Genomic DNA, 13,503 nt, shown 5'->3' with positions numbered 1-13,503 from the left:
TATTCGTGCTTAATCCAAGCTCAGCATTATAGCCTGACTGACCGCGGGGGTCATGCGCATTTCCGTGCTTTACAGAAGTATCGATTCCTCTGTGTGACTCTGAGCCATGAGCTGGTATGATTCGAGACAATCTCTGAGGTCTTTCGGAACACACTCTGTCATGGATACCGCACCCGTCACGCCTGATATCGCACCACCCCGTTTTCGCCTGATCTGGGTTACCCTGCTGATCTGCCTGATCGGCCTGGCCGCGACCTGGATACTGGTACAAACGGATAATTCACGTACCGCCGGTGAGGAAGCGCTGCTGAGCAGCGGTGCACTGGCCGAAAGTGCCAGCCTGTTATTGAAGCCACTGGTGATCAATGAAGATCGCATCAGCATTAATTATCTGCTCAACGAAATGACCAGCCAGCCGGTGATACGGGGCATGCGCCTGTCCGACACCGAAGGCACCATCCTCGGTCTCAGTGGAGAGCAGCAGGGCGAATCGATTAAGGTCGCACTGATCCGCAATGATGAGTCGCTCGGGACGCTGGAGGTCTGGGCAGACAGCAGCAGCCTGCTGCTGTTACTGCAACGCCAGCAGTTTCTGGTCGCTATCGGCGCCTCTGCCACCCTGTTAACGCTGTTACTGGCGCTCTGGCTTGCCAGCGCACCACGCCGTCTGCACAGCGACGAATCCGACGACAGTCTGCCAGCAACCGACTTTGACACTGAACTGGCAAAGGCCTACCCCGGTGAGAGTGATGATGACAGTCTGCCTATTCTGGACCCGGACGATCTCGACAATCTGGATTTACCGCCAGTACAACCCTTGGAAGCCATGGTACCAGCACCCCCTCCTTCCGTACCTGAGCAACCCAAGCCAGCACCACAACCGGTACAACGCCCGCAATTGGTTGCCGAACGCGACAAACCGGCCGGTACAGATACAGTCTCACTACACCTGAGCGCACGAGATGAAGAACTGGATGACAGTGAACTGGTATCGCTGCTGAAGCCAGAGCGCGATACAACCCCTATGCCGCGCTTCACCCCCGCCACAGCGGGTCGTACGCGTGAACCCGAGTTTATTGATGACGAGCCCTGGGTCGAGCTGGAAGAGCGCCAGCCAGAGCCTGCTGCTCCCGCGCTCAGCCGTCACAATCCGTTGCTGACAGCTCTGGATGATGATGAAGAACAGTTGAATCTCTATGCGTTTGAGCAAGATCTGGAGTTGATGCTGCCAGCCAATGAAGCCGGCTATCTGCTGCTCATCGATACCACCAGTGCACACTCCGAACTGGTTGAGGAAGAAGAACATCAGTCATTACTCAAGACCTACCGCATGCTCGCCAACTCAGTGGCCGTGATCTATAACGGACGGGTCATCAAAGCAGGCAATGGTGATCTGCAGATTATTTTTGACCAGCCACAGGAAGATGATACCCATGGTGTCAATGCCATGTGTGCAGCCATGCTGTTTACACATCTGTACAAGCAATACAATCACTCCCGCGTACGCCTGTTCCGCCCGGTGATGAACTTGCACATGGCGCTGGTACGCGGCAAGGCCGACAAACTGGAGCGTTTGCTGGAAGAAGCACGTTTTCTGACACGCACCACCCAGAGTAACGAGCTGATCAGCCATACCGCCCTGACCGAGGCACCTCAACTGAAAGGCACCCTGCTTGAGGGTGCCAGTATTCGTCGGGAAGATGAGGACAAGGTGCTGATTCTGCAAATCAGCCAATCCTATCAGGCGCTACTGGAGAAACAGTCGCGCCACCTGATGAGTAAACTCAGCCAGCGTGAGCAGGCTTAAGCCCTCACGCTGATTCCTCGGTTGCTGCTGTTGACTTGATCACCTGCAGACCGTCAACGCGCTGATAGCCGCGTGGCAGCTTATTGCCACGCCGCCCCCGCTCTCCACGGTAGTGTTCCAGGTCCGCACCTTTAAGTTTGAGATGCTGACGTCCGGAAATCACCTGCAGCTGATCATCCGGGGATAAAACAGCAACAGCCACCAGCAACTCTTCACGGCTGGCCGCCCGTGCTGACGGGATATTGAGAATCTTGTTGCCCTTACCCTTGGCCAGCTCAGGCAGCTCACTGACCGGGAACACCAGCATACGCCCCTCATTGGTCACCGCCACTAACAGGTCCTGTTGCGGATCCTGAATACGCACAGGACTCAACACCTGGGAATTCTTCGGCAAGCTCAATGCAGCTTTGCCATTTTTGGTCTTACTGCTCAGGTCGGCAATTCGGGTGACGAAGCCATAACCGGCATCCGAGGCTAACAAGACCCGATCCCCTTCAGCCCCACAGATCATGCCATCGATAGTGGCGCCCTTGGGAAGCGACAACTTACCGGTCACCGGCTCACCCTGGCCACGTGCTGAGGGCAGCGTATGGGTATCCAGTGTGTAGCTGCGCCCGGTTGAATCCAGCAGAATAGTCGGCTGATTCATGCGCCCCGGACATGCCAGCTTGAACGCATCGCCGGATTTATAACTGAGCCCTGCCGCATCGATATCATGGCCTCGTGCAGCACGGACCCAGCCCTGCTTGGACAGCACCACAGTCACCGGATCAGCTGACAACAGATCTTTCTCACTGAAAGCCTGCGCTTCAGCACGCTCAACCAGGGGTGAGCGGCGTGCATCACCAAACTCTGCAGCGGCTTCTTCAATTTCCTGACGAATCAGCTGACGCATTTTCTCGGCAGAGCCCAGCGTTTCTTCCAGACGCAGACGCTCTTCTTCCAGCTCATTCTGCTCACTGCGGATCTTGAACTCTTCCAGACGCGCCAGGTGACGCAGTTTCAGGTCCAGAATCGCATCCGCCTGAATCTCGGTAATACCGAAACGTGCGACCATGGCCTGCTTGGGATTATCCTCCTCCCGGATAATGCGAATGACCTCATCTATATTGAGGTACGCAATCATCAGGCCTTCCAGAATGTGCAAACGATCCAGCACTTTCTGTAAGCGATGCTGCAGTCGACGCCGCACGATCTCGGTACGCCAGCTCAGCCACTCGGTGAGGATCTGACGCAGATCCTTGACCTGAGGACGGCCATCGATACCGATCATATTCATGTTCACGCGATAACTGCGTTCCAGATCGGTCGAGGCAAACAGGTGTGCCATCAACTGCTCTGCATCGATTCGGTTGGAGCGAGGCACAATCACCAGGCGCGTCGGGTTTTCATGATCTGACTCATCTCGCAGATCACTGACCATTGGCAGTTTTTTCTGCTGCATCTGTGCCGCAATCTGTTCCAGCACCTTATTGCCTGAGACCTGATACGGCAGCGCCGTAATAATGATATCGCCATCCTCACGCGTGTAGATGGCTCGCATCTTCAACGAGCCCCGCCCGGTGGTATAGAGTTTCAGCAACTCATCCCGCGGCGTCACGATTTCTGCCTCCGTTGGCATATCCGGTCCAGGCAGTATTTCGCACAGCTCCTCAACGCCCGCCTGGGGATTGTCCAGCAGGTGAATACAGGCGGAAGCTACCTCTCGCAGATTATGTGGCGGAATATCCGTCGCCATACCCACCGCTATCCCGGTACCCCCATTGAGCAATACGTTCGGCAAGCGTGCCGGCAGCACTTCAGGCTCATCCAGCGTGCCGTCAAAGTTGGGTTGCCAGGTCACAGTGCCCTGCCCCAGCTCTTTCAGCAACACTTCGGCATAGGGAGACAGACGTGATTCGGTGTAGCGCATCGCCGCAAAGGATTTCGGGTCATCCGGAGAACCCCAGTTACCCTGGCCGTCCACCAGCGGGTAACGGTAGCTGAAAGGCTGTGCCATCAGCACCATCGCCTCGTAACAGGCCGAATCTCCGTGCGGGTGAAACTTACCCAGCACATCACCGACCGTACGTGCCGACTTTTTGTACTTGGCAGTGGCTTTCAGACCCAGTTCTGACATTGCATAGACAATACGTCGCTGCACCGGCTTCATGCCATCGCCAATATGCGGCAGGGCACGATCCAGAATGACGTACATGGAATAGTCTAGATACGCTTTCTCGCTGAAGGTGCGCAGCGGAAGACTTTCAGTTTCACCGTTAAATGTGGTTTCTATGGCCATTTAAGTTCCAATCGGAGTCATTTTTTCCGTAAATATCAACAAACAGGCTTCACAATTGCAACCCTGCCATCATAATAAGGCTATCACTAGTCTGGAGGAAAGCCCGATGACCGTCAGCAATAACCGCCTGATGTTGGAACTGGAAAAATTCCGTCGCGAAATCAACCGCGCCATCATTAATCCAATGATTCCAGAATTAAGTCTGGAAGATCTGAAACCCTTGCTGTCGATGGTAGCCCACTCGCGTGCGGCCTATGTCACCGAGCTGCTGGAAATAGCCAAGCTATCGCCCGATACAGTGCCTTCTGCAGACCAGATCAAGCAACTGCGTCAATGTCGGGAAACCTTCGATGAGCTGGTCAAAGCAGTCAACGCACTGGAAACAGTGATTCAACGCGACTATCTGGATGTCAAATCCAGGGACCGTGGCCTATGATTAAACGCCTGTGTATCTTGCTCTGCACGCTGCTGTCCTGGCCATTGGTGGCACAGACGGAGATCGACTGGCAGGCACCGGAGCACCGGGAGCACCCGCTGGCAGGTCAGCTCTGGCATACAGAAACAGAGCGTTTTGAATCACTGCAGACGTATTTGAACCAGCTTCCCGAGGGTAGCTGGCTGCTGCTGGGCGAACGACACGACAACCCTGACCATCATCAACTGCAAACCTGGATACTGAAACAGCTCGCGGAAACCGGCAGATTGGGAACGGTTGCGCTGGAAATGGCACAGACTGAACAACAAACCCAGCTGGATGAATGGTCCGGGCGTGGCGATGAGGTGACAGCCGAACTACTTAACTGGTCACCGGGCTGGCCCTGGGAACGTTATGAATCTCAGGTGCGTCTGGCGTTGAATCAGGCTTCACGCGTGGTCGGAGCCGATCTGCCCAGGTCAGCACAAATGCAAGCCTACCGTCTGGGTGCCGCTGAGGGCCAGCTGGATGATGCACACAGTCGCTATATGATGGAACTGATTTACACCAGCCACTGCGGCCACCTGCCTCGTGCCAACCTGGTGCAGATGCTGCAGGTACAACTGGGTCGGGATCAGCATATGGCAGCACGCATGATCGAGACAGCAGACCCTCTCAAGGTCAATGTGTTGATCGCCGGTGCCATGCATGTCCGCAAGGATCTCGGCATCCCTCGCTGGCTATCTACAGCGCATACCAGTCTGATTATGACACCTCTGGATCAGGCAACAGACGCCATCGATTATCGGGATGAAGTGTATCCGCACTTCCCGAATGGGGAACTCAGCAGCGATCTACTACTCTTTACTCCTGCAATGCCTGAACAGGATCATTGTGCCGCCTTTCAGTAACCGCAACGGAGTTAACCGCCATGGACAGACTGATCACACGACTCGCCGCACATCCAGCCGCACTGGGCTGGCGTACGTTCTGCGCCGTGGCGTTCTGGTGGGTCCTCACAGGCGGTGAACCCGGCAGCTGGCTGATCGGCATCCCGGCTGTTGCGCTGGCCGTCATCATCAGTTTTCAACTGACTCCGGCCAGCAAACACCGCTTGAGACTGCTGGAATTGCCCGGATTTCTATTCTATTTTCTCTGGGCATCCCTGATTGCCGGAATAGATATTGCGCGCCGCACCCTGCACCCGTCCTTACCCTTGAAATCACACTATGTCACCTACCACACCCAACTCCAGGGTCTGCCGCGCTGGTTATTCATGAGCAGCCTGAGTCTGATGCCCGGCACTTTGAGCGTCAGCAGTGAGGCCGATGGCCTGCTGATTCATTCACTGGATGATGCAGAAACCACCCATCACAGCCTGCAACAGCTGGAAGGTCAGATCTCCCGGTTGCTGATCTCGGAGAAGCGCACATGACCTTGATCTATGGCACCACGCTGCTGATTCTGCTCGGTTCACTACTGGTCGGTGTGATCAGGGTACTGCGTGGCCCGCGCCTGGCAGACCGACTGCTGGCCGCACAGCTGTTCGGCACGACCGGTGTTGCGCTGTTGTTGATTCTGGCAGAGCTGCAGCAGTTACCCGCTGCCCGCGATACAGCGCTGGTATTGGCTCTGCTGGCAATGCTGGCAGCGGTGGCATTTGTCAGCAGGGTCTGGCAAACCGGCACTGAGCGGGAGGAAACCAAATGAGCCTGCTGGAATGGCTGCAGGGCGGCTTACTGATCAGTGGCGCACTGATGTTTCTGGTTGGCTCTATCGGTCTGGTACGCTTTCCGGATACCTTCACCCGCATCCACGCCCTGACCAAAGCCGACAACCTGGGACTGGGACTGATTGTGTTGGGACTGATTCCGGCCAGTTTTTCACTCAGCATCACCCTCAAGTTACTGTTGATCTGGCTACTGGTCATGCTCGCCAGCGCGTTAAGTGGTCACCTGGTTGCCTGGGAGGCTCGTGCTCAGCAGGTTCCATTACGCCAACCGGGAGAGACAGAGAACCCGGAGGGCACCCATGAATGAAATGATCGACTGGCTACTGTTGCTCGGTCTGGGTGCAGTCGCTATTACCAGCCTGATGAGTCAAAGTATTTTCCGGGCAGTTGTGTTTTTTATTTTGCTGGGACTGCTGTTATCGCTGGTGTGGATACGACTGGATGCACCTGATATCGCGCTGGCTGAAGCCGTCATAGGTGCAGGTATCACCGGCATTCTGCTATTGGACACGCTTGGACAGCTGAAGAAAACCGGCAAACTGACGACAGAACCCAGCCCGAGTCGGGCACGCCTGGGACTGGCGTTACTGGCCAGCCTGACGCTGGTCGGCCTGCTGATATGGGCCGTGCTACATCAACCTCAGCCAGCCATCGCCCTGCATCAGCAGGTCGCTGACGCACTACCGGAAAGCGGTGTAGACCATCCCATCACGGCGGTACTGTTGAACTTCCGCAGCTATGACACGCTACTGGAAATTGGTGTACTGGTGCTGGCCGTGCTGGTCGGACTCACCCTGCAGTCAAAGGACGCACCACCAGACAGTTTGCCAGGGCTGCCCAACCCGCTCCTGCATGCCTGCCTGACACTGCTTATTCCGGCCATGCTGCTTACTGCGGCCTACCTGCTCTGGGCTGGAGCTGACCGTCCAGGTGGTGCCTTTCAGGCTGGTGCGATGCTGGCGGCGGCATTTATTCTGCTGCACTTGTCCGGTACCCGTCTGTCACCCCGGCGCAGTGAATTTCTGATGAAAGCAGGACTGGTGATGGGATTTGGTGTGTTTCTCGCTGTCGCGGTCAGCACCCTGATTGGCGGGCGCCCCTTCCTGACATATCCGGATGGCAGCGCCGGCATGCTGATTCTGCTGATCGAGCTGGCTCTGACGCTGTCCATCGGGCTGATTCTGCTGAGCCTGTTTACAGTTGCACACACTCCTGCACAACTGCCAGGCAAACGGAGGCAAGATGAGCAGTGACCTGATTTTCACCTTTGGAGGCATTGGCCTGTGTGGCCTGGGACTGTTTGGTTTTATCTACCATCGGCATCTGCTGCGCCGTCTGATCGCCTTTAACCTGTTTGGCAATGGCACCTTTTTGATTCTGGTCGGATTTGCACAACAAGGACAAGGCAACAGTGATCCGGTGCCACAGGCACTGGTGCTGACCGGAATCGTCGTGGCAGTCGCTGCAACGGCCTTGGCTCTGGTCCTGATTCGCCGCTGGTTTCAGCTTAAACAGGCCACTGAGCTACCTGAGGACAGCCAGTCATGAGTCTGATGCAGTCCCCCATGCCCTGGCTTCTGGTGATTCCGCTGGCGGGTGCCACACTGACTATGCTGCTACCGGATCGCTGGCGCTCTGCTGCCTCGGCACTGGGGATTCTCAGCCAATTAGTGGCAGCCCTGCTGCTCAGCTATCAGGTGATTCAATCGGGCCCGCAAATCTATGCCATGGGTAACTGGCAGGCGCCTTTGGGTATTGCACTGAGAGCCGATGGTCTGGCAATGCTGTTTATTCTCATGAGTGCCCTGGTCAGCAGTCTCTGTGCGCTCTATGCGCAGTCTTATCTGAAAGCAGAGAAACGCGCCAACTTCTGGCCATTATTCTGGTTTCTCTGGGCATCACTGAACGGCATCTGGCTGGCAGCCGACACCTTTAACCTGTATGTCGGCCTGGAACTGCTCACCCTCGCAGCGGTAGGGCTGGTAGCCTTTGCGGCGGATGAACGTTCGCTGGAAGCCTCCATTCGCTATCTGTATGCCGCCCTGCTGGGTTCCATGGGCTATCTGCTCGGGGTAGCGCTGCTCTACGGTGCTCATGGCACCCTGGCACTGGACAGTCTTGCCGAACATTGGCATTGGGGACCCACCAGTCAGGTTGCGGTGACCCTGATTGTCGGCGGTCTGCTATTAAAGACCGCTGTATTTCCGCTACACACCTGGTTGCCTCCCGCTCACGGAGGCGCGTTAACGCCTGTCAGCGCACTGCTCTCCGCACTGGTGATCAAAGCGTCTTTTTACATGCTGTTACGCTTCTGGATTGAACTGGATATCTATCGCCACCTGCCTTCCCTGTCACAGCTACTGGGCATACTGGGCGCCGGTGCCATTTTCTGGGGTGGCTGGATGGCATTGCGACAGCAGCATCTGAAATGGGTCGTTGCCTACTCCACAGTGGCGCAAATCGGCTATATGCTGCTGATGTTCCCGCTGCTGACCGCCGGACAGAGCGACGCCAGCCAGCTGGCGTATCAGGGAGGCATACTGATGCTGCTGGCACACGCGCTGGCCAAAGCCGGTATGTTCCTGGCTGCCGGTAATCTGATGATCTGCACCGGCAAACCTGACCTGCAGGCACTGGCCGGTATGAGCCGCTACCGCCCCCTGACAATTTTTGCCTTTGGTCTGGCAGGTGTCAGCCTGATGGGATTACCACCCAGTGGCGGCTTCAGTGCCAAATGGCTGTTACTGCAAAGCAGCCTGCTGTCCGGGCAATGGTGGTGGGTGGTTGTACTGGTACTCGGCAGTCTGCTCTCTGCCGCCTATATTTTTCGCGTGTTTGCTTACACCTATCGTGAAACCGGTGAAGAGGGTGATCGCTTTGCCCGTCCCGCTCTGTCGATGGAGCTGACTGCATTGACGCTTTCTGTGGCCAGCATTCTGCTTGGCTTTGCCGCCATGTTGCCGTTACAGCTGATCAGCTTGCCCGGACCGCTGATGGAGGCACTGCCATGAACTGGACGAACAGCCTGCCGCTGGCGGTACTCATGACGTCATTTCTGGCAGCCATGATCATCTTTATGTTACCGGAATCACGCCACCGGTTACGCAGCAGTATTAATATTGCCGCCGCCTGTCTGAAGTTGGTGTTGATCATACTGCTGCTGCAGGTCGTGCTGCGACAGGATTATCCGGAAGTCAGTCTGGAAGTCTTACCCGGGTTATCGCTGATTCTCAGGGCTGATGCCCTGGCGATGCTGTTTGCTGGCTTATCTTCAGTACTCTGGTTGTTTACCACCCTCTATGCCATCGGCTACCTGGAAAATTCACCAAACCGCAGCCGTTTTTTCGGTTATTTCAGCCTGTGTGTCGCCAGCACCATGGGGATTTCACTGGCAGGTAATCTGTTCACTTTCCTGATTTTTTATGAACTCCTGACCCTGTCGACCTACCCACTGGTGGTTCATCGTGGTACAGAGGCATCATTAAGAGCAGGTCGTACCTATCTGATCTATACGCTCGGTGGGGGAGTGGTGTTACTGGTAGGCGTCGCTGCACTCTATGCGCTGGGAGGTGATATTCCCTTTGGCAATACCGAACAGACGGCAGCACTGGTTGGCACCTGGCCCGGATGGATGGCACTGATTTTTGCGCTGCTGATCGCCGGTCTGGGAGTCAAGGCCGCTATCTTCCCGTTTCATGGCTGGCTACCCACAGCGATGGTTGCACCCGCACCGGTCAGTGCATTGTTACACGCTGTCGCCGTGGTGAAGGCTGGTGCCTTTGGTATCGTCCGCGTGGTATACGATATTTATGGTATCGAACTGGCCTGGCAACAGGGTCTGCTATGGCCCTTAACCCTGATCGCCTCCTTCACTATCCTGTATGGTTCCTGGCGGGCGCTGCAGCAGGTGGACATCAAAAAACGCCTGGCCTTCTCAACGGTCAGTCAGGTGTCCTATATCATATTGGGCATCAGCCTGTTTGGTCCGCTGGGCACCATTGGTGGACTGGTGCATTTGCTGCATCAGGGGCTGATGAAAGTCACACTGTTTTTCTGCGCCGGTAACTATGCAGAAACACTGGGCATTCACAAGATTCATGAGCTGGATGGCGTCGGAAAGCGTATGCCACTGACCAGTGCAGCCTTTACACTGGGTGCCTTGGGCATGATTGGTTTGCCTCCTGTTGCCGGTTTCATCAGCAAATGGTATCTGGGAACCGGAGCACTGGAAGCCGGTATGGACTGGGTAATCCTGGTGCTGATTAGCAGCAGCCTGTTGAATGCGGCGTATTTTCTTCCGGTTCTGCAACGCATCTGGTTTAATCCGCAACAGGGCGACTGGCCAGACGAAATGATTACCCGCTGGCGGGATACCACACCACTTCTCCTGATTCCGGCGCTGGTGACTGCAACCCTGAGTCTGTTGGCCGGATTATTTGCCAGTTCGGTGCTCAGCCCACTGAGCTGGGCGGAACTCATCACCCTGAGGGAGTATCTGCCATGACACTCGACCAGTGGTTACTGCTGCTCACCCCCATCTGGCCTCTGCTGCTGGCCGCTCTCACCTGCATACCTGGTGGACAAAGACACGCAGGCACGGCGGCAGTACTGGCATGCTTGCCGGCGCTGTGGCTCAGTCAACTGGCCTACACTCACCTCAGCCTGCCAACCCTGTTACTGGGCAGTGTCTGGCAAACGCTGCCGATCAGCCAGACCTTCCTGCTGTTTACAGCCTTGCTCTGGCTGCTCAGTGCACTCTACGGCCTGGGGTATTTGCAAAAAGATTCCAGAGCAGTGAGCTTCTGGCGCCTCTGGCTACTGACGCTGAGCGGTAATCTTGGCTTGCTGGTCAGCGCAGATATTATCAGTTTCTACCTGTTCTTTGCTCTGATGACCTTCGCAGGCTATGGCCTGGTTATCCACAACCGCAGTGCCTCGGCACTGCGCGCGGGACGTATCTATCTGGTCATGGCGATTATGGGTGAAATGTTGATTCTGAGCGGCCTGTTTCTGGCCAGTGCGGCAACGGCACACACTTCAATCCTGAGCAGTGATCTGGCCCGCGCGATACCCGAATCCAGCCATGCCCAGCTGATTCTGTTCTGTCTGTTTTTTGGTTTTGGAGTCAAGGCAGGCATACCCTTGTTGCATCTCTGGCTGCCACTGGCACACCCGGTTGCCCCCACTCCTGCCAGTGCCGTACTCAGTGGTGCCATGATCAAGGCAGGACTCTTTGCCTGGCTCGGATTACTGCCGCTGGGTGAATTTCAATCGTCACTCTGGGCGGCCACACTGATCATACTGGGCTTTACGGCCGCCTTTGGTGCCGCATTGCTGGGTGTGCTGCAAAACGCCCCCAAGGCTGTATTGGCGTACTCAAGTATTAGTCAAATGGGGCTGATGACACTGACACTGGGGTGTATTTTCCTGCAGCCAAGCCTGTTGCTACCCTTGCTTCCCGTGCTGACATTCTTTGCTCTGCACCATGCACTGGCCAAAGGCGCACTGTTTCTATCCACAGGCATCAACGCACAATACCAGACGATTCCAGTCGTGCTCTTTTCCCTGGGAATGTTGTTGCCTGCCTTGTCACTGATTGGTTTACTGGGCAGTGGTGCACACGCCAAACTGCTGCTGAAAGCAGGACTCTATGACCTGCCGCTGAACAGCCTGATTCTGGCGATCACCCTGAGCGCCGCCGCGACAACCAGTCTGATGTTGCGCTTTCTCTGGTTACTTAAACAGCAGCGCCAGCAGGATACGACTGAATCAACCAATACCTGGATGCAACTGAGCTGGGCCGCACTGGTTCTGTGCAGCTTTTTTGCGCCACAATGGTTTGCTGCTGACCTGTTCACACCACTTTATCAACAACCCCTGGCGTATGCTGAGCTCTGGTGGGTTCCCGCCCTGACCCTGTTGATCAGTCTGTGGCTGCGCCACCACGCCCCCCGTTGGCAGATCCTCCAGGGAGACATGGTGATTGTATTCGAGCAGGCCAGCCGATGGCTGGCCTCTGCACTGACAGCTACAGCTTTCAGTCATAAAGCGCCAGCACCGGCGATGTCAACCAAGGCGGTTCAAGCCTGGCTAGCCAGGCTTGAACCCCGGTGCAGAAGTCAGATTGCAGCACTATTTGGCCTGCTGCTACTGCTGGCCAACTTGCTGATCTGGTGGTTTTAGATCGCCTGGATCGCTACCTTCAGCACACCATCTCGCTGATGCGAAAACAGATCATAGGCCTCCACGATTTTCTCCAGTGGATAACGGTGTGTCACCATAGGACCCAGATCCACGCGTCCTGACGCAATCACATCCATCAAACGGCGCATACGCTCCTTGCCGCCGGGACACAGGGAGGTAACGATTTTATGATCTCCGAGACCAGCACAGAAGGCATCCAGCGGGATACGCAGATCGGTCGAGTAAACCCCCAGACTGGACAGAGTGCCACCCGGTTTCAGTACACGCAGCGCAGCTTCAAAAGTCGATTGCAGCCCCAGCGCTTCAATGGATGCATCCACCCCTCGCCCGCCGGTCAGCTTCAGAATTTCGGCAACCACATCCACTTTACGGAAGTCGAGGGTAATATCTGCGCCCATCTGGCGGGCCATCTGTAACCGTTCATCGATACCATCCACCACAATAATCTTGCTGGCGCCACGCAATTTGGCACCAGCAGTGGCGCAGAGTCCAATCGGTCCCTGGGCAAACACGGCCACAGTATCCCCGATGCGGATATTGGCCGATTCGGCACCGGCAAACCCGGTAGACATAATATCCGGGCACATCAGCACCTGCTCATCTGTCAGCCCATCCGGTACCGGTGACAGGTTGGCCTGGGCATCCGGGACCCGTAAATATTCTGCTTGCGCACCATCGATGCTGTTACCAAAACGCCAGCCACCCATGGGTTTATAACCGTGCGAATGGCTACCACCATCCTGTGCACTGCAGTGATCCTGGCAGGCATAGGAGGTAAAGCTGGGACAGATCGCACCCGCTATGACACGCTGGCCTTCACGGTAACCCTGCACATTACTGCCCAGTTTTTCAATAATCCCTACGGGTTCATGACCCACAGTCAGCCCTTTGGCAACCGGGTACTCACCTTTAAGTATGTGTACATCGGTACCACAGATCGTTGTGGTGGTCACACGGATCAGCGCATCATTGGGTCCGATATCCGGGATCGGCTTATCATCCAGTTCAATACGGCCAGGTTCAACAAACACTGCCGCTTTCATCATCATCGCCATCTCGTTCTC

The 13,503-nt window shown here is 55.9% G+C and carries 13 protein-coding genes; 11 read left to right on the top strand and 2 right to left on the bottom strand.

What is annotated here, in order from left to right; translation table 11 throughout:
• The first annotated feature begins 160 nt into the window (after positions 1-160).
• Positions 161-1,807, top strand: a complete 1,647-nt coding sequence (locus ADINL_RS15895) for a hypothetical protein (RefSeq protein ID WP_051632568.1) — start codon at positions 161-163, stop codon at positions 1,805-1,807.
• A 4-nt stretch (positions 1,808-1,811) separates the two neighbouring features.
• On the opposite strand, the gene parC is transcribed toward ADINL_RS15895, so the two are convergent.
• On the bottom strand, positions 1,812-4,088 hold the full coding sequence (gene parC / locus ADINL_RS04720; protein WP_036544440.1) for a DNA topoisomerase IV subunit A: 2,277 nt from the start codon (positions 4,086-4,088) through the stop codon (positions 1,812-1,814).
• Between the two features lie 106 nt (positions 4,089-4,194).
• Here parC and ADINL_RS04715 point away from each other — a divergent pair, with 106 nt between their 5' ends.
• Genes ADINL_RS04715 through ADINL_RS04670 form a run of 10 tightly spaced genes read left to right on the top strand, consistent with a single transcriptional unit; the run spans position 4,195 to position 12,418 of the window.
• The gene (locus ADINL_RS04715) at positions 4,195-4,524 is read left to right on the top strand and encodes a hypothetical protein (protein WP_036544437.1); all 330 of its coding nucleotides are present in this window, start codon (positions 4,195-4,197) and stop codon (positions 4,522-4,524) included.
• Positions 4,521-5,414 carry a ChaN family lipoprotein gene (locus ADINL_RS04710; RefSeq protein WP_051632567.1) on the top strand — a complete coding sequence of 298 codons (894 nt, stop codon included), beginning with the start codon at positions 4,521-4,523 and terminating at the stop codon, positions 5,412-5,414. The genes ADINL_RS04715 and ADINL_RS04710 overlap by 4 nt, the downstream gene beginning before the upstream one ends.
• A 20-nt stretch (positions 5,415-5,434) precedes the next feature.
• Positions 5,435-5,938 carry a Na+/H+ antiporter subunit E gene (locus ADINL_RS04705; protein ID WP_051632566.1) on the top strand — a complete coding sequence of 168 codons (504 nt, stop codon included), beginning with the start codon at positions 5,435-5,437 and terminating at the stop codon, positions 5,936-5,938.
• Positions 5,935-6,213 (top strand): MrpF/PhaF family protein, encoded by a 279-nt coding sequence (locus tag ADINL_RS04700; protein WP_036544436.1) that lies wholly within the window; start codon positions 5,935-5,937, stop codon positions 6,211-6,213. Before ADINL_RS04705 ends, ADINL_RS04700 begins: the two co-directional genes overlap by 4 nt.
• Positions 6,210-6,542, top strand: a complete 333-nt coding sequence (mnhG, locus tag ADINL_RS04695; protein WP_036544435.1) for a monovalent cation/H(+) antiporter subunit G — start codon at positions 6,210-6,212, stop codon at positions 6,540-6,542. Before ADINL_RS04700 ends, mnhG begins: the two co-directional genes overlap by 4 nt.
• Positions 6,535-7,488 (top strand): hydrogenase subunit MbhD domain-containing protein, encoded by a 954-nt coding sequence (locus tag ADINL_RS04690; RefSeq protein ID WP_051632565.1) that lies wholly within the window; start codon positions 6,535-6,537, stop codon positions 7,486-7,488. Before mnhG ends, ADINL_RS04690 begins: the two co-directional genes overlap by 8 nt.
• Positions 7,478-7,783, top strand: coding sequence for an NADH-quinone oxidoreductase subunit K (locus ADINL_RS04685; protein ID WP_036544433.1), 306 nt, complete (start codon positions 7,478-7,480; stop codon positions 7,781-7,783). Before ADINL_RS04690 ends, ADINL_RS04685 begins: the two co-directional genes overlap by 11 nt.
• Positions 7,780-9,246, top strand: coding sequence for a complex I subunit 5 family protein (locus ADINL_RS04680; protein WP_036544432.1), 1,467 nt, complete (start codon positions 7,780-7,782; stop codon positions 9,244-9,246). The genes ADINL_RS04685 and ADINL_RS04680 overlap by 4 nt, the downstream gene beginning before the upstream one ends.
• On the top strand, positions 9,243-10,739 hold the full coding sequence (locus tag ADINL_RS04675) for a proton-conducting transporter transmembrane domain-containing protein (RefSeq protein ID WP_036544431.1): 1,497 nt from the start codon (positions 9,243-9,245) through the stop codon (positions 10,737-10,739). Before ADINL_RS04680 ends, ADINL_RS04675 begins: the two co-directional genes overlap by 4 nt.
• A complete protein-coding gene (locus tag ADINL_RS04670; RefSeq protein ID WP_051632564.1) occupies positions 10,736-12,418 on the top strand; it encodes a complex I subunit 5 family protein in 1,683 nt (560 codons plus the stop codon). Before ADINL_RS04675 ends, ADINL_RS04670 begins: the two co-directional genes overlap by 4 nt.
• On the opposite strand, the gene ADINL_RS04665 is transcribed toward ADINL_RS04670, so the two are convergent.
• Complete coding sequence (locus ADINL_RS04665; protein ID WP_036544430.1) at positions 12,415-13,494, bottom strand: NAD(P)-dependent alcohol dehydrogenase; 1,080 nt, start codon at positions 13,492-13,494, stop codon at positions 12,415-12,417. The two genes, ADINL_RS04670 and ADINL_RS04665, sit on opposite strands and share 4 nt — an antisense overlap.
• Positions 13,495-13,503 lie beyond the last annotated feature (9 nt).

It is taken from the genome of Nitrincola lacisaponensis (assembly GCF_000691225.1).
In the GTDB taxonomy this organism is placed as follows: domain Bacteria; phylum Pseudomonadota; class Gammaproteobacteria; order Pseudomonadales; family Balneatricaceae; genus Nitrincola; species Nitrincola lacisaponensis.
The sequence above is the reverse complement of the archived record's forward strand: the minus strand, read 5'-3'. Positions and strand labels throughout refer to the sequence as shown.